We start from the raw sequence: 22,695 nt of genomic DNA, 5'->3' as shown, positions 1-22,695 counted from the left end.
TATTCTTTTCAAGGAATAGGTTTTTGATCTATTCAAGTCTTTTTTAAGATGTTAAAATGAAAGTGATTACAAGAAAGTCGTTGGAAAGCCAGCTTGGCTTTCTCGGAGTGACTGAAGAGGAAAGATGATGAAGAAAGCAATTCTAATGATGACTTTTGGCTCGCCAGAGGAGATTAGCTTTGAGGGAGTGGCTGAATTTTTTACCAATATTCGCCGCGGTGTCAGGCCGCAAGACCATGAAATTCAGACCCTCTATGATAACTATGTCCTCATCGGTGGAACGCCTCTGCAGCGTATCAGTCTAGAAGAGGTGGAAAAGGTTCGTCAGCGTTTGGCTGGCGAGTATGCGGTTTATTTTGCCAATAAATTCTCATGTCCTTTTATTCCTGATGTGATTAAGCAGATGGAAGAGGATGGTATTGAGGAATGTATCTGTTTGATCCTAGAGCCTCATTTTTCTTACTATTCTGTCATGGGTTATGAGAAGTTCATCCAGAGTGATTCCATCCGCTTTAATATCATTAAGGAATGGTATCAGGAAGAAGCTATCCTTGATTATTGGGCAGAGGAGCTGAGAAAGATTCTTACAGAAGAGGTTAGAGAAGAGACCTTCAAGATTTTCTTTTCAGCCCACAGTGTGCCTATTCTGGCCTTGGATTTCGGAGATCCTTACATTGATCAGATCTATGACAATGCCCGTTTGATTGCTGACAGGTTGGGTTTGACAGAAGAGGATTATCTCAACGTTTGGCAGAGTGAGAGTGACATTGGGCTCCCTTGGATCAAACCTGACGTGCTGGACTACATGCGTCAGCAAGAAACACATCCGCAGCATTATATTTTTGTGCCGATTAGCTTTATCAGTGAGCATATAGAGGTCCTTTTTGACAATGACGTGGAGTGCAAGGAACTTTGCGAAGATTTGGATGTTGCCTATCATAGACCGCCTATGCCCAATGCAGATGACCGTTTAATTGAGGCTCTGATTCAAACTATCCGTCGCCATGAGCATGAACCATTCAAAGAATGTTTTCCAGAAGAAGAAACCTTCGATGAATTGCAGCCGTCGGAGGAGAGCAGCCAGATTCTTGCAGAGGATGAAGAGCTGAAAATGCCAGATTTCGTCAAGAAACTGATTGAGAAAAAAGGGCGCGAGAATGTTAAGATGCCGTATTTTGTCAAGAAAATGCTGGAGAAAGCAGGAAAGCTGCCCAAGAGTTGATTGTTCATATTCGTTGATGATTTTATAAGATTATTCTAGAAGGAGAAAACCGTGAGACTTTGGCATCAAGATTTGATTGAAAAACTTCCGCGCCAGCAGCTTTTAGGCCAGCACCGAGAGTGTGCAGCCTTGCGTGGACGAGGGTGGGGCAAGCCACATGCGACGGTCAACTATGTTTTTAAGCACAGCCCTTATCGCCTGTATGCTTATCACCTGCTGATTATGGAGGAGATGCAACGACGGGGCTATCAGCCGGATCCCCTTTGGCTGGATAAGGACTACCGTGGCAAGACCTGCTCGCCTTATCAGGAGTTGCCAGCTGAGGAGCTCGAACATCCCATTTATCCTGAGCATGACGCAGCCTATCTGCAAGAATGCTTGGAAAATCTTAAGGAGAAGGGAATAGATATTTCCTGATTTCCAAGTGCCAAGACGGCATAGTATTAAGGTTATAGAACAAAAAGGAAGAGACAATGCTCTTCCTTTTTGACTTTTATGAGTTCAAAATAAACTTTTCAATAGCTGTAGCGACCCCATTTTCTTCACAGCTGTCTGTGACGGCATCGGCTAGGTTTTTGACATAGTCTGAAGCATTACCCATAGCAACACCGAGACCTGCATATTCCAGCATCTCGATGTCGTTGTTGGCATCGCCGATTGCCATGATTTCTTGAGGCCTGACGTCCAATTGTTTAGCTAATCGCTCTAGGGCAAAGGCTTTGGTCACACCGGCTGGCATGGCCTCGTAAATGACTGGCTGAGAGCGAACACCGCTGAAACGCTGGCAGATTTCTTGGCCAAAGTCAGCTTCAAAAGCATCTACCTGCTCTTGGCTGCCTAAAAACATAGCTTGGAACATTCTGTGTTGACCACTGCAAGCTCCTTCTAGGCTAATCTCGGTTGGAGTGGTGAATACTAAGCTAGCATCATTCACGACATAGGAACTAGCTTTTTCTCCGACGACGAAATAATGCTCTTCATCAAAGAGAGTCAGCTGGACAGGGCTATTTTCAGACAGGCTGTAGAGATAGCGAATATCCTGACCGCTCAGCTCTTGCCAGTCCACCAGACTCCAGTCGCTGGTCTGATGAGTAGCACAGCCATTGTCCACGATGACATATTCGTTTTCTTGTGCCAGGCCCAGCTTGTCATAGTATGGCTTGACACCGACCAAGGGACGACCTGTGCAAAGAACCAATTTGACTCCTTTTTCAATAGCTCGGTGCAGAGCTTCGATGTGAGCCTGGGGAATTTCTTTTTTGCTGTTGAGCAAGGTGCCGTCCATATCAAGTGCAAGAATTTTAATCATAAAGTGTCTCCAAAATTATTCTCTGACTAGTATAGCATAATTTATAGAGAAAGTCCGAGCCTATAGGAAAAATCACTGGTCTTGTGTTATAATAAATAGAATACCCTAAAAGGATGAGAAAAATGAATTTAGAAGATTTGAAAAAACGTCAGGAGAAGATCCGCAATTTCTCCATCATTGCTCACATTGACCACGGGAAATCAACCTTGGCTGACCGGATTTTGGAGGCGACTGAGACGGTTTCCAGTCGGGAAATGCAGGCCCAACTCTTGGACAGCATGGACTTGGAGCGGGAGCGCGGCATCACCATTAAGCTCAATGCTATCGAGCTCAATTATACCGCCAAGGACGGTGAAACCTATATCTTCCACTTGATTGACACGCCGGGACACGTGGACTTTACCTATGAGGTATCGCGGTCGTTAGCGGCCTGCGAAGGGGCTATTTTGGTTGTGGATGCGGCTCAGGGGATTGAGGCTCAGACCTTGGCTAATGTTTATCTAGCGCTGGATAATGACTTGGAAATCCTGCCAGTCATCAATAAGATTGACCTGCCAGCTGCGGATCCAGAGCGGGTGCGGGCAGAAATTGAAGACGTGATTGGACTGGATGCTAGCGAAGCCGTATTGGCTTCTGCCAAGGCTGGTATCGGAATTGAGGAAATTTTAGAGCAGATTGTGGAGAAAGTTCCAGCTCCGACTGGAAGTGTAGAAGCACCGCTAAAAGCCTTGATTTTTGACTCAGTTTATGATGCCTATCGTGGGGTAATCCTGCAAGTGCGGGTTATGGATGGTGTGGTCAAGCCAGGAGATACCATTCAGCTCATGAGCAATGGTAAGACCTTTGACGTGACTGAGGTCGGCATCTTTACTCCCAAAGCCATTGGTCGTGATTTCTTGGCTACTGGGGATGTTGGCTATATCGCAGCCTCTATCAAGACGGTACAGGACACTCGGGTCGGAGATACAGTGACCTTGGCGGACAATCCAGCTGCTGAGCCATTAGCTGGCTACAAGCAGATGAATCCTATGGTCTTCGCTGGTCTCTATCCTATCGAGTCCAATAAATACAACGACCTGCGTGAGGCCCTTGAAAAGCTCCAGCTAAACGATGCCAGTCTGCAGTTTGAGCCAGAAACATCACAGGCATTAGGATTTGGGTTCCGTTGTGGATTCCTGGGCTTACTGCACATGGACGTCATTCAGGAGCGTTTGGAGCGCGAGTTTAATATTGATCTGATTATGACGGCTCCGTCTGTTATCTATAAGGTCAATATGACAGATGGTGCCTCCCTTGATGTGTCCAATCCGAGCGAGTTTCCGGACCCGACCAAGATTGATTCCATCGAGGAGCCTTATGTCAAGGCGCAGATTATGGTGCCCCAGGAATTTGTCGGAGCGGTGATGGAGCTGGCCCAGCGCAAGCGCGGTGACTTTGTGACCATGGACTATATTGATGATAATCGGGTCAATGTCATCTATCAAATTCCGCTTGCTGAAATCGTCTTTGACTTCTTTGATAAGCTCAAGTCCTCTACTCGAGGCTATGCTAGCTTTGACTATGAAATCTCTGAGTATCGCTCGTCCAAGCTGGTGAAGATGGATATTCTCCTTAATGGCGACAAGGTCGATGCTCTCAGCTTTATCGTTCACAAGGAATTTGCCTATGAGCGTGGTAAGCTGATTGTAGACAAGCTCAAGAAAATCATTCCTCGTCAGCAATTTGAAGTACCCATTCAGGCTGCTATTGGTCAGAAAATCGTGGCTCGGACAGACATCAAGGCTCTGCGTAAGAATGTCTTGGCCAAGTGTTATGGTGGTGACGTTTCTCGGAAGCGCAAACTCCTAGAAAAACAAAAAGCCGGTAAAAAACGGATGAAAGCTATCGGATCTGTCGAAGTTCCACAAGAAGCCTTCCTCAGCGTCCTGAGTATGGATGAGGAATAAAGTCCGATGAACTTTATTCGCCTGAGCCCTGAATTATAAAAGAGAAGAAAATTTCAGTTGATGTTATTCACCTGAGCTTGGAAATAGGAGACTGAGGCAAATCTTGGATAAACCGATTATCTTGATAATAGCCATAATTTTCTTTATTGGTCTTACAAATTTGGTTTTATACCTATTCTATCGACGGGAGAAGAATATTCAGAAAAAATGTACTTCTAAAATTGAAGGTCTTGTGGTTGATTATGACAACCGTAATGAAATGGCTATCCCTTTGCCTGTTGTAGAATATCTCGTGAATGGGACAATATACAGAAAAAAATTGAATATCCTTATTATGTAGAAACTCCTAGGAAGAAAGAGCAAAAGGGTGTCTTTGACAGGAAATATATTCTTGGTGCTGGAAATAATTTACAGTTAAGAGAAATATTTCCAAAAGGCTCGGCCATGACGGTTTATTATAATCCTGAGAAGCCTGAAAAAGCCTTTGTAGAACGTTATGCTAGCCATGATAGAATCTTTAAGTTGCTAATAATAATCTTTTCCATTATTGGTTTTGTTCTTATCGCAATAGTTCTAGTAATTTCCTGTTAGAGTTGATAATTATTTGAAACTAGTTTGCTCATTATTTTGCATTTTCAGCTATGAAATGCCCTAGTCTCAAAAATGTCTTCTAGCTTTCCTGATAGTCTTGGTAGCTTTATCTCTTGTTACTTATACTCTAATGAAAATTATAGCAATCATAAATCGTCAAATTTTAATGATGCATCTATTATGCTTCACAAAAAGATAGTGACAAATCAGAAAAAATATTCGACTACTACTAAATTCAAGTGAAAAGACCTACAAAAACTTGTAGGTCTTTTCTTAAAATCCGAACGTTAGGAAATCTTTTTTGGATTTTACTTGACATTTTCTGAAATAGGGATATGATAAAATGTGAATATTACATAAGAGAAATCTTGTGCGTGTTCAAAAATAGTAGAGCGTTGCATCCGTAAGTCAATTAGACACGGCTCTTAAAAAACAAAAGGAGAAAGAATGAATACTTATATCCAAAAGAAAATCGCAAACATGAAGCTGACGCTTTCTGAAATGTCTGGTGGCTACAAACGCATGGTGACTAGCATGAAGAAGCTCGGCTTTTCTGGTACCTTGAAGCTTATCTGGGACGATTTGTTTGCTCATCGCAGTCTAGGTCAATGGGTTTACCTCTTGATTCTAGGGAGTTTTCCGCTCTGGCTGGAGCTGATATATGAACATCGCATCGTGGATTGGACGGGGATGATTTGCAGTCTGACTGGGATTATCTGTGTGATCTTCGTTTCTGAAGGACGGGCTAGCAATTACCTCTTTGGTTTGATCAATTCTGTGATTTACTTGATTTTGGCTTTGCAGAAAGGCTTCTATGGCGAGGTCTTGACGACTCTTTACTTTACCATCATGCAGCCAATTGGCCTCTTGGTGTGGATTTATCAAGGTCAGTTCAAAAAAGAAAAGCAAGAGTTTGTTGCTCGTAAGCTAGATGCCAAAGGATGGACAAAATATCTATCACTCAGTGTGCTTTGGTGGTTGGTCTTTGGCTTGATTTATCAGTCTGTGGGTGCCAATCGTCCTTATCGTGATTCAATCACAGATGCGACAAATGGTGTAGGGCAAATCCTGATGACGGCTGTTTATCGTGAACAGTGGATTTTCTGGGCAGCGACCAATGTTTTTTCTATCTACCTCTGGTGGGGTGAAAGTCTTCAGATTCAAGGGAAATATTTGATCTATTTAATCAACAGTTTGGTCGGATGGTACCAGTGGAATAAGGCCGCTAAAAAAGCATAGTCCTATAAACGGAAAAGAAATCGGATGTGACAATGTCTCTCTTTCCTTTCGTCCTAAAAATATGGTAAACTAGTATTGGTAAAATTTATTAGATTTAGGAAGGAATGACCATGAAAAAGAAGTACTTTCTGCTTTCCCTGACTATCTTAGCAGGTCTCTTTCTGTCCTCTTGTAGTCTTATCAGGAGCTATAGCAGTCGTAAACCATCTGATTCTTCCAGTCGGGTTTCCCTGAGAGATGACAGCGATACAAGCAGTAGCAGTCGTAGAGAAAAAGATTCGTCAAAGACAACTGGTACTATGCGCGTCGGCTCTGATGATTATGGCTATATTAGTATTCCTGATAATTGGATTAAGTTTACAGACGTAGATGGTGGCGACAGCGTCCAGTATACGGATGGAAGTGGTTATAACATTGTCACGATGAATGCTTATACAAAAGAAAAAGCCAATATTGGAGAAGGGGAAGAATTCAACGCTGAAACCATTGCCCAACGGATTGCCTACCACTGGAAGGATAATAAGGAAGTCGATGATTTTTGGGGTGCAAAGAGTACCGTAGCTGGAAATGAAGCCTTTCAGATTAATGTTATTTTAAAATCCACTCAAAATCTAACGGTTTGGGTCTTCAAACAAGGCGATAAGGTCTATATGATGTCCTTTGAAGGCGATGAAGATACTCTGTATGAGTTTATCCCTTATATCGAAGAAACTTGGAGCGTCAGCAAGGACGGCGGAACAAGCATTTGATGATAACTCTCTAAGTTTATAAAAAGCAAATCTGGGACTCGTTCTCAGATTTTTTTGTGAGGTGGAATATGTCATGTTTTTGGGGTTTGACAACATTTAAGAGCGCTCATTTTATGATATAATAAAAACAATTTGAATACAGAAAGAAAAATATATGACTCAAGAAATCGACCTTGAAAAATACCATCAACTAGCTCTGCAGAAACAGAAAGAGCATCGAAAATTTTTAACAAATCTCAAGAAAAAGCCACCAAAAAACCTCGATAAAATTGCCCAGCAAATCCATGATGAGGTCTTTGAGGAGATTGACTGTACAGCCTGCGCCAATTGCTGTAAGACTCTGGGGCCAGACTTTAAGGAAGCCGACATTGTCCGCATTGCCAAGTTTTTCAAGATGAAGCTGCCGGCTTTTGAAGAGGAGTTTCTGCAGGTGGACGAAGACGGTGACAAGGTTTTCAAGGCGATGCCTTGTCCTTTTTTAGGTGGAGACAATCTCTGCTCAATCTACGATGTCCGTCCCAAGGCCTGCCGTGAGTTCCCTCACACAGACCGCAAGAAGATTCATCAGATTAATCATCTGACAATCAAAAATACCCTGACCTGTCCTGCGGCTTATCTCTTTGTGGAGAAGTTGCGGGATAGGTTGTAGAATCCCCCTCTAAATCTTGTACAAAAATTCTAGGGCGGAAGTATCTTATATCTGTTAGACTATAGTTAGAATTGAAGACGGCTTAAAAGCTGTGTGAGAAGGATGAAATTTTCTCGGAGCAGGAGCCCCTCCGTCATTTTTCCTATTTTCACTTTGCTTTTAACGGCCTTAGTATCTTTTGTGAGGTGAAAAAGAATATGATGCATCAATTCAATCGAACCATGGAATATCTAGAAAGCAAGTTGGACGCAGAAGTGGACTTGCAGCAATTCCAGCAGCTGTCAGGCTATTCTTATGCTCTCTTTAGCAGGCTCTTTTCTATTCTAGCAGATATGACTTTAGCAGAATATCTACGCAATCGCAGGTTGTCAGAAGCTGTGACAGACTTGCGGGAAAGCTCTGAGAAAGTCATTGATATAGCACTGAAATATGGCTATGAGTCTGCGGATGCCTTCAGCGCAGCCTTCAAGAAATTCCATGGTGCGACTCCCTCAGAAGTTCGAAATGGAAAACCTTATCGGATCTTTCCTAGACTTCAATTATCTTTAAAGATTACAGGAGGAAAGAACATGGATATCAAGATTCAAAAGAAACCTGCTTTTACCGTAGCAGGCGTCCTATTGGAAGCTATTGACAATAGCCAGTGCCCGTCTGCATGGGAGCAGCTCTATGCAAATCACAGCTTTGAAAGCCTAGAAAGTCTGGGCAGTGACCAATCCTTTGGTGTCTGCTCGGATGTCAAAGAAGGCGAAATTATCAACTATATGGCTGCCTATGATGTGAAGGATAAAGCCAAAGCAGAAGAACTAGGTCTGTCAATCAAAGAAATCGCAGAAGCTGAATATGCTATCGTACCAGTCAAGGGTGCGATACCAACAAGCATCCACCATGCTTGGAAATATGTTTTGGAAGTCTTTTTTCCAGAAACTGGCTATCGCCACTCAGGAGCACCAGATTTTGAAGTTTACACCGAGGGAGACATGTCTTCTCCAGACTATCAAATGGAACTCTGGATTCCAGTGGTGAAATAAAATGGTGATTGCAAGTCATTTTTTAGGCGTTGATTACAGAGGAGGATGATGCTATGCAGATATATTTTGGGGACGTTTCTCTTTGTTATACATATTCACTTGCGATGGCGCTACATTCGTATGGTTATGATGTTCGCTCTGAGTTTTTGGAAGCCATTATGGTGATGGGAAATGGCGCTAGTATTGTAAAGGAAGATGAAAAACACCCCTTAGTCTTCTTTGATAATGGGATGCCAGATAGTTCTATCAGCCATTCTTTAGACATTCTGGGCTTTATCTATGATGAATACTATATAAAGGATTCAAATGCTGTGAATCTTCTCTCTATCAGAGAAATGCTAAGCAAGTTCTTGCTCAGCGGACCAGTTGTTCTTGGCCCTTTGGACATGGGGTATCTGACTTATAACCCCAATCATATCCATTTGTATGGGGTGGACCATTTTGTTTCGGTTTATGATCTAGATGATGAGTTTATCTATTTCCATGATTCAGCAGGCTTTGCTTGTATGAAAATGACTTTCTCAGAATTTTCGAAAGCCTGGGAAGCTAAAAATATCGACTATAAAAGAGGTTCTTTCTCCATGTGGGGAAATTTTAGGAAGGTCAAAAGTCCTAGTCAGTGTGAAATCTATCAAGAAACAGCAAAGATTATGAGGGCCAGATATCTGGATGGACAAAGTAATGTTTTGGAATGTTATGCAAAAGCAGTTGCTGAAAACGGCTTAAATACGGAGCAAAAACAATTGCATCAGTATTTCAGCTTTAAACTTGCTGCTGTTCGAAATCTCTATCTCAGTAAATTCTTAAAAGACCATGAACCCAAAGGGGCAAGATTAAAAGAGGAATTGGCTACTCTATTTGGTCAAGCCCACCTTTCGTGTTTAAAAGAAGATTACCAAGAACTATCCCGCTTGCTCTATCAGATAGCAGAATTGGACCGACGCTTTAGAGATTTATATGTAAATTAACAAGACTAACGATGCTCCTAAACTTTAAAAATTAACCAGTAAAAGCAGTTGTTCAAAAATGAATAACTGCTTTTTGATTATGGTATAATGAAGTAAGAAAACACCTCAAACGTCTTTAGAAGAAGCGACTAGACTACTTGAGCAAACGTATAAAGAGCTTGTAGGCTTAGCTGAAAGATTTACCAATGACGAATTGTTTACAAAAGGTGTTTATAAGTGGACGGGTGGGACAAGTTTAGGCTCCTGCTTTGTCAGTAGAACCTCCAGTCAATATGATTGGGCTAGTAAAAAACTCAAAGCTCATCAGAAAAACTGTGAGCGCCATTAGCTAAAGTGCGTATGAAGTTTAGAAAATGTTCTTCTAAGCTTCGCATAGTTTCATTCTCGTGATTTTTAAGCTATTCTAGCTTTAGAATCCTTCAAAAATTAAAATTTAAGGCTGTCATAGACTTAGAATAGCACTAAAACATTTATTTTGATGTGATTCTAAGTTTAGAGCACATTTATATCGAAGCTATTGATCTGTTCGATGCTTAGAATGTTTTGATTCTGAGAAGTGTTGACTATAAACTGGTTCGAATGGTTTTTTTCTGATTTAGGATGATAGATAGATGGGTGAGATGATGAAAATACAAAAAGAGAAAGTTAGAAAAGAGTTGGTGTCCCTCTGTTTGGGAGAGTTCACAGCCGGCCTATCCTTTTGAAAAATCTGCTTGCTGATTTGAATAGTCTAGTAACCATTCTCTATCCTTTGTCTTTACTGATATTTATTTTGCTTCAAGGTTCATTTTATTGGGCAATTTTGATTAGAAGACTGTCGAATCCCCAGTTTGGAAGTGGAAGTGTCCCCAAACTTTATGGTGGTTTCAGAATACTAGACCTTGTTTTACTTATTTCAGTTTTTCCTTTTATTGTCTGGAATACACAGAGTTTCCAAGTGGCTATCTTAGCTACACTGATTCGTTTTGTAATATGATATAATTAATCTATCGAATTTTATGAATAACTACTAGAAGTGAGATAGATATGCAAATAAACTACGATAGAAAACAGAAATCAGATATTGTTATTTCTAGACCGTCAGCTATTGAAGTTGAAAAATACTTGAAATCGTGGAATAATCTTAAAAATTATAAGTTGCAAGAAGATGCTTTAGATAAATTGTTTTTTGAGCTATTACCAAGGAACGAAGAAATTTCTGATATTTTATTAAAGGTTGCTACATTAAATGATTTTTATAGCACAAATATTTTTTCAGTTTATCCAGTTGCAGAGCATATACTGAGTCTTAAAATTGATGAGAGGTTGAGACAAGGTGATGCAACTTTAGTCAATGAAATTCAAAATGTTGCTATTAATGGAGTAACTAGAAAGTTCTATTCTTTTTCTACCAAATACTGTTCTCATCATAATCCTAAAGAATACCCTATTTATGATAGCTATGTAGAAAAGGTATTAAAATATTTTAGAAAAACAGATAAATTTTCCAAATTTAAGAATGCAGATCTAAAAGATTATCAAAAATTTAAAAATATAATTATTGCTTTTAGAGAATACTACGATTTAGAAGAATTTAATCTAAAAGAGATTGATCAGTATTTATGGCAGTTGGGAAAAGAATATTTCCCAAATAAATATTAGCGACTTTTTCTCACTTAGAAAGGAAATTTAATGTCCTACAAATTTCTACTTTTCGACCTTGACCATACGCTGCTGGATTTTGATACGGCAGAAGACATTGCCTTGACTCATTTTTTGGAGGAGCAGGGCGTAACGGAGATTCAGACCTACAAAGACTATTATATTCCCATGAACAAGGGGCTTTGGCGGGAACTGGAGCAGGGGAAAATCACCAAGCCGGAGCTGGTCAATACTCGCTTTTCTCGACTTTTTGCCCATTTTGGCATTGAGAAGGATGGTGCCGAGTTAGCCTTCCTTTATCAGCAGCATATTGCTCAGCAAGGCCAAACCTACGCTGGTGCTAGCGAGCTTTTGGACAGTCTGACAGCAGCTGATTATGAAATTTACGGAGCGACTAATGGCATCACAGCTATTCAGACTGGCCGCATGGCCAATTCCGACATTTCACCCTATTTTAACCATATTTTTATCTCGGAAAAGATGGGAACTCAGAAGCCCGAAGCTTTATTTTATGAAAAAATAGCAGAGCAGATACCAGATTTTGACCTGTATCAGACTTTGATGATTGGAGACTCCTTGACAGCTGATATTGCTGGCGCTAATAATGCTGGATTGGACTCTATCTGGTACAATCCCAAGCAGCTAGAAAATGAAAGTCTTTTTCAACTGACCTATACCGCTTATTCTTATGACGACATTATCAGACTATTGGTTCCATAAGGAGACTTCAAATGAAAAACTATTGTCCGTTTAAACGAGAAAGACTAATCTAAAAAATTTTTAACTCTGTCAAGAAAAAAACTTGACAGCTGTTTTTAATCTGCTATAATAGAACATGTGCTTAATAGCTTTGCTATTTCACCAAAAGAAAAAATAAAGAAAAGAGACCTTAATAATGGCAGTAAAAATCCGTTTGACTCGTATGGGTTCTAAGAAAAAACCTTTCTACCGTATCAATGTTGCAGACTCACGTTCACCTCGTGACGGACGTTTCATCGAAACAGTTGGTACTTACAACCCACTTGTAGCTGAAAACCAAGTGACTTTGAAGGAAGACCGTATCCTTGAGTGGTTGGGTAATGGTGCACAACCTTCTGATACTGTACGCAACATCCTTTCAAAAGAAGGCGTATTGAAGAAATTCCACGATTCAAAATACTCTAAATAATAGAAGCGTAGGTTGACATATGGACACGATTGAAAATCTAATTATTGCGATAGTGAAACCTTTGATTTCACAGCCAGATGCCTTAACTATCAAGATTGAGGATACACCTGAATTTTTAGAATATCACCTGGATCTTGATCAGAGTGATGTTGGACGTGTAATCGGTCGTAAAGGTCGTACTATCTCCGCTATAAGGACGATTGTTTACTCTGTCCCAACTGAATACAAAAAAGTTCGCATCGTTATTGATGAGAAATAAAAAGCGGGACAGATGTCTCGCTTTTTTGTGAAGAGCGGAAGATATTTTCTTGCTATTTTATGGTTTTAAAAATTTATGAAATATTGGAATACTAATAAATATAAAAACAAAATTAATACTGTTGAATTTTATAAACATTTATATGAGGCTCATGATGTCAATGACTACATCAAGTTATTGAAATTATCTGGGGTTTTTACAAGTGGAAATTCTAGTGATGGTACTAAACTTATAGCTAAATATATTTTAGTGAAGAAATTTTATATATTGAATGAACAGATTGTAAATAAATTTCTATATGAGGTCTCAATCTTGAATCAACTTTATGAGATGATTCAGATTGAAAAAAACTCTCTTTTAGATAGCACAAAGAAAAATGTTCTACAATCATCATTATACTACGCACAAGCGTACTATGAATCTTTTAAGAATGGTAACAACAGGCTTACAGATTTAAGTGATGGAATTGAAGAAATTTGGCTAAGATTAGGAGATGTTTTAAAAGACGCGCTTCGAAAAAAGACAGTCTTTAAATGGGAAGAAGGCGCTAGTTTAACTCAGTCAGAAATTGAAAATATTTTTTCTATTTTTGGTCACTTGAATATTTTTAGTTTAATAATTGACTTATGGACATACAGTGACATTGAATTTAAGATTTATGATAACCAAATTCATATTAAAGAGATAGGTGATTTTAGTAAAAAACGATTATATGCTTTAGCAACTTATTTAGATTTAAAAGATTTTAGAGGCCTTTTGGCTTGTAACCCCAATCTTGATTTTGATACTAAATTAGAAAAATCTGATGTAAAACAAAATTTATATAAACTATTAGAGAAACAGGTTAAAGAATATTTTTATACTAAGAATTTTGAAGAAGAATATGATGGTATTAAACTAAGACAGTGGATGGATGCTTATTGGCTTTTATACGAATTATGCGATAAATCTGATGAAAGAATTGTAGTGATTTCAAAGAACGAATTAAGAGAGCTGTTTTTTGATAAAGGACTGCCAGAATACTTGCTTAAGCAACTAATTTTTAAAACTTCTTCTAGAGATTTATATGATAATCCACTTATAGAGTTTGAAGAAGTTTATGTTCTACTATCTAGTTTGGTTTTATATACAGATTTTTCAAGAACAATTTTATCTGTTATATCAAAAAAACAACAAAGTAAAGAGACTGGAATAAATCAAAAAGGAAGAAATTTTGAACGTCATATTAACGGCTTAGCAAAAAAACAATTTTCTAAACAGTCTGATGGAATAAAACGGAGTATTGCTGGGGAGACATATGAAATTGACGGAATTTTTTTTAAAGATGGGACTTTAGTTATTCTGGAAGCTAAAACACAAAATCAACCAACTAATATCATTGAGTTCTATAAGAATCAAGTTGAGTTAAATAATTACATAGAAAAATTTAAAAGAAATTCTAAATATTTTATTGAAAATGAGAAAAAAACAATGGCAAAAAAACTTGGGATATATAGTAGTGATATTAAACGAGTGATAAATATGTTGGTTTCCAATGTTAGTCAGTATAATTCGAAACAAGATGAAGTATATATTATTGATGAGATTGATTTTTCTAATTTTATGAATAGGAGAACTCCTCAGATTCATATTAGTGAAAAAGGTGATATACACTCTATAGGTATATTGCCTCAATTATATTCTGGTGAAGCAACTGTCGATCAATTATTAAATCTTTTACAATCAAATCATAAAAGAGAATTGATTACGCAAAGAATAAAATACAGAAATATACAATGTAACATAGGTGATAAGACTATTTCATTCAGTTTTAAGATATTAGAAGATATCAATGATACTATTTTGTAGTTTAGATAAAAATATCTATATATTTCAAATTTAGAAGGATTTTTTGAAAACCTCCAAGAAAACTAGGAATGATCTCTTTTCAGTAATAATGGAGTTTTTCACCTTGTTTAGACTAGCTAGTAAGAGAGAAAGAGAAAGCAATGAAACCAGAAGATTATGCTTGGAACGACCATGAACGAGAGTGTTATGAGGATGGACAAGTGAGTCTACCTAGTCCTTACAAGCTAAAGATTCTTGATGATAGTCAGAAAAGATTGGAACTGGAGCAAATCTTGGTCCAGCTTCCTCAGAAGCAGCTTGCCCAATGGGCATTGGAGCATGCCACTCGCTTTATGACTCTGATAGATATTGGTGACGATCTTAAAAAGCAGCAAATCTTGACCCAAGTTCAGGAAGTGTTTGAAGCGCGACTTGCGGGAAATGTTTCTGCCTATGAGCTGAGGAAGGCTGGTTTCTTGGCTCAGCAGCTGTCACAGCAAGCCAAATCACCAGTCAGCAAGTATGCTGCGCGTGTCTTTGCCCAAGCGGTCGCAACAGCCCACATGCGAGGTCATGCCATTGTTTCGGCGGATTATGCTGTCAAAGTAATAAATTTGCAGAGTACAGATGATATGCAAGCAGTTATCAGAGAAAGAAAGCAACAGATAGAATTGGCCACAGAATGGCTGAAAAGTATAAATGAAATGTAGAACGGAGGCAATGGGATGGACCATATCGAAAGAACTGATGGTGAGGTATTCTATCGGATAGAAGGGCGAGGTCACAAAGAAACGCTCGTGCTCCTGCATGGTCTGAGTGCTGACTCGGGCATGTTTCAGTCTCAGATAGATTTTTTTAAGAATCGCTATCAGATTATTGCGCCTGACCTACGTGGAAATGGGCAATCAAGCCAGCTGACTTGTAAGGCGGATCAGGTTCTAGATATACAGGCAGCAGATGTGCTGGCGATTTTGGGAAAAGAAGGCGTCAGGCGAGCCATAATCGGAGGGACTTCCTATGGCGGTATCTTAACCATGCACCTCATGACTCAAAATCCGCAAATCTTTAAGGGAGCTTTCTTGTGCGATACTTTTTGTGCGACGGATTTGTCACCAATGATGAATGCTCTGGCTCAACTTATGGCTCCTTTGGTGAAATACTCGTGGTTTATGAAGCTATCAACCTTGCCGATTTATAAACGCTGGTCTTTGGCTCAATCCTATTTTGCTGATTTATTCGACCGGATGCGATCTGAGGAGTCTGTTTTGCAGCGCAGGGCAATTCAAGCCATTGATTATCGTGCTGCCTTGGATAAGTGCAAGATTCCTACACTTTTACTGGCGGGAGACTTTTCAGGAAAATTAGTTCAAATGATGAAAACAACTAAGGAACACCTTAGTCATGCTCAAGATTTTGTCATTGCTGATTCGTTTGATCCATCGAATCTATGCCAACCAGCTAAGTTTAATGCTTTGGTGGAGGAATTTGCTGAGCAGGTTTTTTAGACCACGTCTGATACATCTAAGGCGATACTAACAACTGCCTCTTCTAACACGCATCTTGGTTGAATATGAAAAATTTTTGGTATATAATTTTTGGTATTGGAGTGTCCTTATTCTGCTAGTAAAATAGCTAGCTCTCAGATAGTAGTGTGTGCCCAGATGATATTTGTAAGAATTGATTGGAAACATTATGAAAGAAAAAATAATCAAAACGAAAGTAGGACAGCTATTTGTATCTTATCAACCTGCAGAAAAGATTGCTGTATTTTTAAGCGGCGCAGGGAGTCTGCCGACCTATGAAAATTTTTTGCCAGTTATTCGGAAGTTACCTAAAAATTGGGGCTATTTAACAATAGATTACCCTAATACTGGCCAAAGCCCACTCGAAAATCAAGAAAATTTTGTTTTGGACGATTTGGTTCAATCTATTTTGGAGGTTTTATCGCAGTTTAAAGTCATCCAGTATGCTGTTTGCGCGCACAGTATTAGTGGTATTGTAGCAGTTAAAGTTGCTGAGTCAGAGCCGCTTTGTCAGGGACTAATCTTGATTGAACCAACCACTTATTCTGTTCTATATGGAGAATTAGCTCAGTATCCTTATCCCGAATTTTTATCCTTACAGGAGAAAGTTCAGACGCTCGGTGGAGGATATGAATATCTGAAAAAAATAGGACAAGAGAGTTTTTCAGTAGCTGATTTTAAAATCTTATGGGCTAAGGCAGAAAGGAGTTCTGATAGATTAAAATCTGTACAAGAAGGATTTCAACATTATTGCAGTATCGCAAAAAGCGATTTTCAAAACTTAGATATCTCTTTTCAATTTCCGATTTTTATCCTGAGTCAGACCTATCGAGAACAAGAATATAAAGATTCCAAATTTGCTTCACAAAATACTCGGATTATTTTAGGAGGCAACCATCATTATTTACATTGGAGTCAGTCAGAAAAGATAGCTGAGTTTCTTTTAGAAATGTGATTGTGAAGCCAGCATTTAAAAGCAAGATGATGGTGTGTAGAGAAAGTTCAAAGTAATATAAAACATTCCTTGTTAATGAGAAATATTATCCTGTATTTTTTTGTAATAGTTTTGCAAAGACATTATAATAAAAATGCTACAGATAAATGTTAGTATGTTTAATAAAGGAGAAAAAAGATGTCTGAAATTAAGAGTAGTATGTCAGATGCTCAGAACTATGCAACCAAAATCAAACAAGGGAGTTCCAATTTATCAGGAATCGGACAGGCCCAACAGGATGATAAAACGACCGTTTCGGGTAATTCAAATGCTCATGAGGCTATGAAGGCATCCCAAGTTGCCAGACAAGGCATTTCCAATGCTCTCTCTGAAATGGTGACGAATATCCATAGTGTTGCTGGCGAATTTGAAGCAGTGGATCAGCAGATAGCGGAGTCTGTAAATGGTTAAATAAAGTTAAAGATACTCCGCTTACCCAGAAATCAAGGAGAACAGACTGCTCATGGAAGAAGAAAATACAGAGAAGAAGCCAATTAAGTTTATATATGATCCTGATATGACTCTGGCAGAGCGCTTGCGTGCGCAACGCGAGCAGCTGCAAAATCTGCGGGAGCAGGAAGAGCTGAAGCGAATGCTGGCTAATCAAGATAAGGTTATGTATAAGATAAGCCAGCGATATCAGAAAGAGCAGGAAAAAATAAAGTCCCCAGAGGAGCAGATTGAGGATCTTTGCCGCAAAGAATCGGACTTATTGGAAAAGGAATATCAGATAGATGGTGATTTAAAAAAGATTACTGAATACTATGAGTCTGTAGAGTCTGATGCGCATCAAATGCATGCTTTTTTAGATGATCTGGCTTATCGCTACAGTTCTCAAAATGGCTTTGAGCATATGCGCGATGATTTTTTTCAGAACTGGCAGAGCTTTCAGGGAAGTTTTGAAGAGGAAAGCGGTGCTTTAAAACAGCAAAGAAAAGAAGTCTCTGAGGAGCGTGATAAAATCCATCATGAGCGCGTTCGAATGGTTAACAGTTTAGAAGATAAGGGGAAACATTGATGAGTATAGACATGTATTTAGGAGATTCGCAGTCTCAAGCGAACAGTACCCAGACAATGATACAAGAGGAAATTAGAGCTTATGAAGAACTGGAAAGAAGTCTGACAGATTTTGAATCCAGTGCGGAATCGCTAAAGGGAAAAGCTTATGATTCTGCTCGAAATTATTCTGCCCGAGTTCTTCGCCCTTTGGCCCATGGTGGAAAACTATTATCGGAAGCAGTCGGGAAGACAGTCAAGCAATTTCCAGAATTCTATGTCATACAGGTTGCCAATGAAAGCTTAAAGGAGTCTGATTTAGAAGCTGATATTCAGAAACTAGATGCCTTGATAACAACCACTAAAGCTTCCATGCTTTCAAGCGCATTGGTAGCACCAGCATTAGTGGCAGGCCATCAGAAGATGCTCGATATTTTAAATGAGGCGCGACGAGTACTCCAAGAAAAATTACAGAAACTAAGAGCTTTCAATCTTTCATCGCCCCAAATTTTCTCAGAGATTGAAATTCTGAAAAATCTGCTTGATATCGGTCTGAGTCAACTGAGTACTGGCTGGGATGCTAATAAGGGTGTTTATGTTCTGCCAGCGAATTTGACTTGGGCAACTAAATTGATAAATTATAAACCAACAGACCTTTCGAATTTACAGCCAGAAGAGCGAAAATATGTCGAAAACCTTATGGAACAGTATGGTTTCAATCAAGAAACAGCTCTTAAAATACTCAAACTTAAAAAGGGGATAGATACAAAATACCCTGATAAGTCACAGGAAGAGAGAGATTACCTGCTCAACCGAGCTTTAGGAGCTCCAAACTATGATGGTTTTTCGTGGGATAATACTGCAGGTAACCTTGAAGGAGATTCCCCTCAGGAGTTCTATAGAAAAATGGGGCTGACAGATGCTGAAGCTAAAAGCTTGTATTATGAAATCAAAAAACAAAATGACTTTTCTGCTTTAGATCCTGGCGAGGTGGTAGATCCTACAGCAGATAAAGCGCGCTATGCTGAACGTTTAAAGCTATACAAGGAGAATCATGATACTTCAGGCATGTCTGATTCTGAGATAGAAGCTGCCTTCCTAAAAGACTGGAGGGAACAAAATGAACGCTATGCTAATAAGACCGACTTTGCTCATCAGTCCATCACAACAGCTACTCATCTGTATTCTGGTTGGGGCTTGGCAAGAATGTGGTTTTGGGGTAAAAAAGATCTTGAGGAAGTTTCAGGTTGGCGCGGAGATGTGACAAAAGATGCAGAAGCAAAACCTTCAATGGGGAATGCTGATTATAAAGCTGATTTAGATGCCGTAAATATTACAAATATTATGAAAGAAAAGAATGTTTCTTATGTTGAAGCATCTAATTATTATTACAATCAGCTGGAAGAAAAAGCAGATCCTAATACAGACAAGATGACTCGCTCAGAGCTCTTTCTTAAATCTACTGATATCAATCACGTAAAAAAAGAAATTTTCGATATGGTTCCGCTAAAAATGGTACCTGCATCTAATAAAGATGGATTTCGATATGTCAGTCGGACTGATGAAGAAAAACTCGCCTATATTAAAGAACATTATCCTGACTCTTATAACTTCCTCAGAAGTTTAGAGGAGCGCGATAATCAACTGGGAAATTATGCAGAAAGTGAATGATAATTATGAAAAAGAATCTAATTTTTATATCAGTTCTTGCCTTACTTTTGGTAGTTATTTTTCTAGTCTTTTACTATCAGAGTAGTCAGTCTAGCAGTATTTTTGATGAGATTTACAAGGATGAAATCCAATATGTGGGTTCTGGCGATAAGAGTCAGATGAAGCTCTTGAAAATAAAAGGAGCAGACCTTGTCACGGAAAAGGATAGTTCGGACTTTCAGGCTGGAACAGTGATGGTAATCTATAAATCAAAGAATTTCCCAGAAAACAGCAATCTCAATATTATCGCAAATAAAAATCAGATGCTTATTTTTGACTATGAGGAGAAATGGGATGAGAACGTTCAGCTTTCCTTGACAGCTAGTTATGATATAAAGACGAAGTCTCTCACACAGGAAGCTAAACTGCTAGACTATGACAGCAAAGATATTGTCATTCCTAGAGATAAGTTTGAAAGTTATGGCTTGACTCAAGCTAAGATTGAAGAAAAGTTTTCTTTGTTTGAGAAAGTTTTCCTCAAAGAATGGGAAGCTGTTTCAAGCGGCCGCTTTTCTCCCGGTGATAAAGGCAATGTAAAGGTTGTAAAAAAATGGAAGTAAGAGAGGCATAGCTGTGATAATATGAATTACCTTTCTAACAAAGAGGTAGTGGAAAAAATTTTTTAATAGTCAAAACGCATAAAATTAATGCTTCTGTGAACATTGGTTTTATGCGTTTTTTATGTAAACTATTATCATATTTGAGTTTGAAATTGACGGTCTTTGAAATAAGTAAACCTTTCGTCAAGCTTGCCGTTTATTTTTTAATGACTTCGTTTGTTTTAGCTGGTAATTTTAATATTAAAATGAGTCTACCCAAGTATCTCAGCAATAGCATCTCGAATTTCCTGAACGGTTGCGGATTTGCTATGGTCACTGGTATCAAACTCAATGTATTTGCCATCAGCATCAACAGTTCCCCCGACAGGCCCTTCGGATCCATCGACTGATGTTCCAATGGCAGGGGGGATGCTTGTGTCAGCATAGTCTATATCAATAACGATGATGCGCGTATTGGCCTCTAAATCATCTATCATTGGAAGAGACGATGCGGAGGTCATGTTCTGACTAGCATAGTATTCTAGGAAAGCCTTGATGGTTAGGTTATCAATTTGAGCAATTTTTTCGTCAAGGGCTGAGATATTTCTAGTTTCCCTCGTTTCATTTTCCATTGCTTGACCTTTTTTGACCTGTGTCAAAGCAGTCAAACTGGCAGCTGTTGTGGCTAGAAGAGCAGTAGAGAGAAGGAGTTTGCTTAACTTTTTTCCCATAGGTATCACCAACTTCTTTCTAGTTTTGCGTAAACACACTTGGGTGTTTGCGGTGTTGAGGTTCTATATGTATAATTATACGTTAAATCGCAACATTAATCAAATAAATATAGGCAAGAGAATTCCCCCTTATCTCCCTTGTACATTCCCCTATATCATGATAAAATACTAGGCAGAGTATAATATGTTGGAGTCGAGATGAATTATTTTAATGTTGGTAAAATCGTCAATACCCAAGGTTTGCAAGGGGAGATGCGGGTTTTGTCAGTGACGGATTTTGCAGAAGAGCGTTTTAAAAAAGGAAATACACTGGCTCTTTTCGATAAAAAGGATCAGTTTGTTATGCATGTGGAGATAGCCAGCCATCGCAAAGTCAAGAACTTTGATATTATCAAGTTTAAGGGGATGTACCACATCAATGACATCGAGAAATTCCGTGATTTCACTCTGAAAGTCCGAGAGGAAGATTTGACGGACTTGGAAGACGGGGAATTTTACTACCATGAAATCATCGGCCTTGAAGTCTATGAAAATGACATTCTTCTTGGTACGATTAAGGAAATTCTGCAGCCAGGAGCCAATGATGTCTGGGTGGTCAAGCGTAAAGGCAAGCGCGACTTGCTGCTGCCTTATATTCCGCCAGTTGTGCTGAGGATTGACATTGAGCAAGGTCGGGTTGATGTAGAGATACCGGAAGGACTGGACGATGAAAATTGATATTTTGACTCTCTTTCCGGAGATGTTTGCGCCTTTAGAGCACTCTATCGTCGGTAAAGCTCGGGAAAAAGGTCTCTTAGAAATCAACTACCACAATTTCCGAGAAAAGGCTGAAAAATCCCGGCATGTAGACGACGAGCCATACGGCGGAGGCCAGGGTATGCTGCTACGGGCCCAACCTATTTTTGATGCCTATGATGCCATTGAAAAGAAGCAACCGCGTGTGATTTTGCTGGATCCTGCTGGTCGGACTTTTGACCAAGCCTATGCGGAGGAGCTAGCTAAAGAAGAAGAGCTCATTTTCATTTGTGGCCATTACGAAGGCTATGATGAGCGGATCAAGACCTTAGTGACAGACGAAATCTCGCTTGGGGACTATGTTCTTACTGGGGGAGAATTGGCAGCTATGACTATGATTGATGCTACCGTTCGCCTGATTCCAGAGGTTATTGGAAAGGAAGCCAGTCATACAGATGACAGTTTTTCGTCTGGACTATTGGAATATCCTCAGTACACTCGGCCTTATGACTATCGGGGTATGGTTGTTCCTGAAGTCCTTATGAGCGGCCATCATGAAAATATCCGCAAGTGGCGTCTCTATGAAAGTCTGAAAAAGACCTATCTAAGACGTCCTGACTTACTGGAAGACTACGAAATGACGGCCGAAGAAGAAGCGATGTTAGAAGAAATTCGACAAGCTCAAACGGACTGACAAGCAAAGTTAACTCTTAGAAAGGATCTAGGAGTTTTTGCTTTATTTAATACAGAAATGCTCATTTTTGTTGGAAAAACCATCTTATTTTTCTAATACAACATTTTTGTAACTAAATTGTAATAAAAAAACTATTAAAAGGAGACGTTTGCTACTAGTTAATACTAGCGTTTT

At 39.2% G+C, this 22,695-nt stretch carries 25 protein-coding genes and 2 pseudogenes; 25 read left to right on the top strand and 2 right to left on the bottom strand.

The window, feature by feature from the left end:
- Positions 1-127 precede the first annotated feature (127 nt).
- Together hemH and HMPREF9389_RS02240 are read left to right on the top strand one after the other, a co-directional pair.
- Positions 128-1,222 carry a ferrochelatase gene (gene hemH, locus HMPREF9389_RS02235; protein ID WP_032906586.1) on the top strand — a complete coding sequence of 365 codons (1,095 nt, stop codon included), beginning with the start codon at positions 128-130 and terminating at the stop codon, positions 1,220-1,222.
- 51 nt (positions 1,223-1,273) lie between these two features.
- The gene (locus tag HMPREF9389_RS02240; protein ID WP_002930712.1) at positions 1,274-1,639 is read left to right on the top strand and encodes a TIGR02328 family protein; all 366 of its coding nucleotides are present in this window, start codon (positions 1,274-1,276) and stop codon (positions 1,637-1,639) included.
- A gap of 76 nt (positions 1,640-1,715) precedes the next feature.
- Here the strand turns inward: HMPREF9389_RS02240 and HMPREF9389_RS02245 are convergent, their stop codons facing one another.
- On the bottom strand, positions 1,716-2,531 hold the full coding sequence (locus HMPREF9389_RS02245) for a Cof-type HAD-IIB family hydrolase (RefSeq protein ID WP_002930711.1): 816 nt from the start codon (positions 2,529-2,531) through the stop codon (positions 1,716-1,718).
- Between the two features lie 122 nt (positions 2,532-2,653).
- Between HMPREF9389_RS02245 and lepA the strand changes: the two genes are divergently transcribed.
- The 21 genes and pseudogenes from lepA to HMPREF9389_RS02335 all read left to right on the top strand — a co-directional run bounded on the left by lepA (position 2,654) and on the right by HMPREF9389_RS02335 (position 20,382).
- Positions 2,654-4,477, top strand: coding sequence for a translation elongation factor 4 (gene lepA, locus HMPREF9389_RS02250; RefSeq protein WP_032906585.1), 1,824 nt, complete (start codon positions 2,654-2,656; stop codon positions 4,475-4,477).
- Between the two features lie 444 nt (positions 4,478-4,921).
- Entirely contained in the window at positions 4,922-5,068 is a 147-nt protein-coding gene (locus HMPREF9389_RS11835; protein ID WP_002930706.1) for a hypothetical protein, read from the top strand.
- Positions 5,069-5,515: 447 nt separating this feature from the next.
- A complete protein-coding gene (gene pnuC, locus HMPREF9389_RS02255; RefSeq protein WP_002930705.1) occupies positions 5,516-6,307 on the top strand; it encodes a nicotinamide riboside transporter PnuC in 792 nt (263 codons plus the stop codon).
- Between the two features lie 104 nt (positions 6,308-6,411).
- Entirely contained in the window at positions 6,412-7,056 is a 645-nt protein-coding gene (locus HMPREF9389_RS02260) for a hypothetical protein (RefSeq protein ID WP_080560787.1), read from the top strand.
- 154 nt (positions 7,057-7,210) lie between these two features.
- The gene (locus HMPREF9389_RS02265; protein WP_002930703.1) at positions 7,211-7,705 is read left to right on the top strand and encodes a YkgJ family cysteine cluster protein; all 495 of its coding nucleotides are present in this window, start codon (positions 7,211-7,213) and stop codon (positions 7,703-7,705) included.
- 197 nt (positions 7,706-7,902) lie between these two features.
- The gene (locus HMPREF9389_RS02270) at positions 7,903-8,736 is read left to right on the top strand and encodes an AraC family transcriptional regulator (RefSeq protein WP_002930701.1); all 834 of its coding nucleotides are present in this window, start codon (positions 7,903-7,905) and stop codon (positions 8,734-8,736) included.
- Between the two features lie 53 nt (positions 8,737-8,789).
- Positions 8,790-9,704, top strand: a complete 915-nt coding sequence (locus HMPREF9389_RS02275; protein WP_032906582.1) for a hypothetical protein — start codon at positions 8,790-8,792, stop codon at positions 9,702-9,704.
- 94 nt (positions 9,705-9,798) lie between these two features.
- A pseudogene (locus HMPREF9389_RS11830) lies at positions 9,799-10,032 on the top strand (ClbS/DfsB family four-helix bundle protein); the annotation flags it as partial.
- Positions 10,033-10,315: 283 nt separating this feature from the next.
- Positions 10,316-10,668 (top strand): annotated as a pseudogene (locus tag HMPREF9389_RS12350) (hypothetical protein); the annotation flags it as partial.
- A 62-nt stretch (positions 10,669-10,730) separates the two neighbouring features.
- Positions 10,731-11,345: a hypothetical protein gene (locus HMPREF9389_RS02280; protein ID WP_002900215.1), complete on the top strand. Its 615-nt coding sequence runs from the start codon at positions 10,731-10,733 to the stop codon at positions 11,343-11,345.
- Positions 11,346-11,375: 30 nt separating this feature from the next.
- Positions 11,376-12,065, top strand: coding sequence for a YjjG family noncanonical pyrimidine nucleotidase (locus tag HMPREF9389_RS02285; protein WP_002930699.1), 690 nt, complete (start codon positions 11,376-11,378; stop codon positions 12,063-12,065).
- 175 nt (positions 12,066-12,240) lie between these two features.
- Positions 12,241-12,513, top strand: coding sequence for a 30S ribosomal protein S16 (rpsP, locus tag HMPREF9389_RS02290; protein ID WP_002895310.1), 273 nt, complete (start codon positions 12,241-12,243; stop codon positions 12,511-12,513).
- 19 nt (positions 12,514-12,532) lie between these two features.
- Positions 12,533-12,772, top strand: a complete 240-nt coding sequence (gene kphA / locus HMPREF9389_RS02295; protein WP_002895313.1) for an RNA-binding protein KphA — start codon at positions 12,533-12,535, stop codon at positions 12,770-12,772.
- A gap of 75 nt (positions 12,773-12,847) precedes the next feature.
- A complete protein-coding gene (locus tag HMPREF9389_RS02300) occupies positions 12,848-14,620 on the top strand; it encodes a hypothetical protein (RefSeq protein WP_002930698.1) in 1,773 nt (590 codons plus the stop codon).
- 140 nt (positions 14,621-14,760) lie between these two features.
- Positions 14,761-15,309, top strand: coding sequence for a putative immunity protein (locus HMPREF9389_RS02305; protein ID WP_002930692.1), 549 nt, complete (start codon positions 14,761-14,763; stop codon positions 15,307-15,309).
- A 15-nt stretch (positions 15,310-15,324) separates the two neighbouring features.
- Complete coding sequence (locus tag HMPREF9389_RS02310; protein ID WP_002930687.1) at positions 15,325-16,104, top strand: alpha/beta fold hydrolase; 780 nt, start codon at positions 15,325-15,327, stop codon at positions 16,102-16,104.
- A 187-nt stretch (positions 16,105-16,291) separates the two neighbouring features.
- A complete protein-coding gene (locus HMPREF9389_RS02315; protein WP_002930686.1) occupies positions 16,292-17,077 on the top strand; it encodes an alpha/beta fold hydrolase in 786 nt (261 codons plus the stop codon).
- Positions 17,078-17,254: 177 nt separating this feature from the next.
- On the top strand, positions 17,255-17,527 hold the full coding sequence (locus HMPREF9389_RS02320; RefSeq protein WP_002930685.1) for a TIGR04197 family type VII secretion effector: 273 nt from the start codon (positions 17,255-17,257) through the stop codon (positions 17,525-17,527).
- Between the two features lie 52 nt (positions 17,528-17,579).
- Positions 17,580-18,134, top strand: coding sequence for a DUF3958 family protein (locus HMPREF9389_RS02325; RefSeq protein ID WP_002930683.1), 555 nt, complete (start codon positions 17,580-17,582; stop codon positions 18,132-18,134).
- Entirely contained in the window at positions 18,134-19,783 is a 1,650-nt protein-coding gene (locus tag HMPREF9389_RS02330) for a hypothetical protein (RefSeq protein WP_002930682.1), read from the top strand. Before HMPREF9389_RS02325 ends, HMPREF9389_RS02330 begins: the two co-directional genes overlap by 1 nt.
- A gap of 5 nt (positions 19,784-19,788) precedes the next feature.
- Complete coding sequence (locus HMPREF9389_RS02335; RefSeq protein ID WP_162091602.1) at positions 19,789-20,382, top strand: TipC family immunity protein; 594 nt, start codon at positions 19,789-19,791, stop codon at positions 20,380-20,382.
- A gap of 251 nt (positions 20,383-20,633) precedes the next feature.
- On the opposite strand, the gene HMPREF9389_RS02340 is transcribed toward HMPREF9389_RS02335, so the two are convergent.
- Positions 20,634-21,092: a hypothetical protein gene (locus HMPREF9389_RS02340; RefSeq protein WP_002930680.1), complete on the bottom strand. Its 459-nt coding sequence runs from the start codon at positions 21,090-21,092 to the stop codon at positions 20,634-20,636.
- 198 nt (positions 21,093-21,290) lie between these two features.
- Between HMPREF9389_RS02340 and rimM the strand changes: the two genes are divergently transcribed.
- Entirely contained in the window at positions 21,291-21,809 is a 519-nt protein-coding gene (rimM, locus tag HMPREF9389_RS02345) for a ribosome maturation factor RimM (RefSeq protein WP_002930679.1), read from the top strand.
- Positions 21,799-22,521, top strand: coding sequence for a tRNA (guanosine(37)-N1)-methyltransferase TrmD (trmD, locus tag HMPREF9389_RS02350; RefSeq protein ID WP_002930678.1), 723 nt, complete (start codon positions 21,799-21,801; stop codon positions 22,519-22,521). Before rimM ends, trmD begins: the two co-directional genes overlap by 11 nt.
- Positions 22,522-22,695: the final 174 nt, after the last annotated feature.

The organism is Streptococcus sanguinis SK355 (assembly GCF_000212855.1).
Taxonomy (GTDB): domain Bacteria; phylum Bacillota; class Bacilli; order Lactobacillales; family Streptococcaceae; genus Streptococcus; species Streptococcus sanguinis_A.
The sequence above is the reverse complement of the archived record's forward strand: the minus strand, read 5'-3'. Positions and strand labels throughout refer to the sequence as shown.

What these genes read in the sequence shown, in the direction of transcription:
- HMPREF9389_RS02340 (WP_002930680.1), bottom strand. Translation starts at nt 21,092, where the DNA reads ATGGGAAAAAAGTTAAGCAAACTCCTTCTCTCTACTGCTCTTCTAGCC.
- HMPREF9389_RS02335 (WP_162091602.1), top strand. Translation starts at nt 19,789, where the DNA reads ATGAAAAAGAATCTAATTTTTATATCAGTTCTTGCCTTACTTTTGGTA.
- rimM (WP_002930679.1), top strand. Translation starts at nt 21,291, where the DNA reads ATGAATTATTTTAATGTTGGTAAAATCGTCAATACCCAAGGTTTGCAA.
- lepA (WP_032906585.1), top strand. Translation starts at nt 2,654, where the DNA reads ATGAATTTAGAAGATTTGAAAAAACGTCAGGAGAAGATCCGCAATTTC.
- HMPREF9389_RS11835 (WP_002930706.1), top strand. Translation starts at nt 4,922, where the DNA reads ATGACGGTTTATTATAATCCTGAGAAGCCTGAAAAAGCCTTTGTAGAA.
- HMPREF9389_RS02275 (WP_032906582.1), top strand. Translation starts at nt 8,790, where the DNA reads ATGCAGATATATTTTGGGGACGTTTCTCTTTGTTATACATATTCACTT.
- HMPREF9389_RS02245 (WP_002930711.1), bottom strand. Translation starts at nt 2,531, where the DNA reads ATGATTAAAATTCTTGCACTTGATATGGACGGCACCTTGCTCAACAGC.
- HMPREF9389_RS02265 (WP_002930703.1), top strand. Translation starts at nt 7,211, where the DNA reads ATGACTCAAGAAATCGACCTTGAAAAATACCATCAACTAGCTCTGCAG.
- HMPREF9389_RS02270 (WP_002930701.1), top strand. Translation starts at nt 7,903, where the DNA reads ATGATGCATCAATTCAATCGAACCATGGAATATCTAGAAAGCAAGTTG.
- HMPREF9389_RS02320 (WP_002930685.1), top strand. Translation starts at nt 17,255, where the DNA reads ATGTCTGAAATTAAGAGTAGTATGTCAGATGCTCAGAACTATGCAACC.
- HMPREF9389_RS02310 (WP_002930687.1), top strand. Translation starts at nt 15,325, where the DNA reads ATGGACCATATCGAAAGAACTGATGGTGAGGTATTCTATCGGATAGAA.
- kphA (WP_002895313.1), top strand. Translation starts at nt 12,533, where the DNA reads ATGGACACGATTGAAAATCTAATTATTGCGATAGTGAAACCTTTGATT.
- HMPREF9389_RS02260 (WP_080560787.1), top strand. Translation starts at nt 6,412, where the DNA reads ATGACCATGAAAAAGAAGTACTTTCTGCTTTCCCTGACTATCTTAGCA.
- pnuC (WP_002930705.1), top strand. Translation starts at nt 5,516, where the DNA reads ATGAATACTTATATCCAAAAGAAAATCGCAAACATGAAGCTGACGCTT.
- HMPREF9389_RS02325 (WP_002930683.1), top strand. Translation starts at nt 17,580, where the DNA reads ATGGAAGAAGAAAATACAGAGAAGAAGCCAATTAAGTTTATATATGAT.
- HMPREF9389_RS02315 (WP_002930686.1), top strand. Translation starts at nt 16,292, where the DNA reads ATGAAAGAAAAAATAATCAAAACGAAAGTAGGACAGCTATTTGTATCT.
- HMPREF9389_RS02305 (WP_002930692.1), top strand. Translation starts at nt 14,761, where the DNA reads ATGAAACCAGAAGATTATGCTTGGAACGACCATGAACGAGAGTGTTAT.
- HMPREF9389_RS02330 (WP_002930682.1), top strand. Translation starts at nt 18,134, where the DNA reads ATGAGTATAGACATGTATTTAGGAGATTCGCAGTCTCAAGCGAACAGT.
- HMPREF9389_RS02300 (WP_002930698.1), top strand. Translation starts at nt 12,848, where the DNA reads ATGAAATATTGGAATACTAATAAATATAAAAACAAAATTAATACTGTT.
- HMPREF9389_RS02285 (WP_002930699.1), top strand. Translation starts at nt 11,376, where the DNA reads ATGTCCTACAAATTTCTACTTTTCGACCTTGACCATACGCTGCTGGAT.
- rpsP (WP_002895310.1), top strand. Translation starts at nt 12,241, where the DNA reads ATGGCAGTAAAAATCCGTTTGACTCGTATGGGTTCTAAGAAAAAACCT.
- hemH (WP_032906586.1), top strand. Translation starts at nt 128, where the DNA reads ATGAAGAAAGCAATTCTAATGATGACTTTTGGCTCGCCAGAGGAGATT.
- HMPREF9389_RS02280 (WP_002900215.1), top strand. Translation starts at nt 10,731, where the DNA reads ATGCAAATAAACTACGATAGAAAACAGAAATCAGATATTGTTATTTCT.
- trmD (WP_002930678.1), top strand. Translation starts at nt 21,799, where the DNA reads ATGAAAATTGATATTTTGACTCTCTTTCCGGAGATGTTTGCGCCTTTA.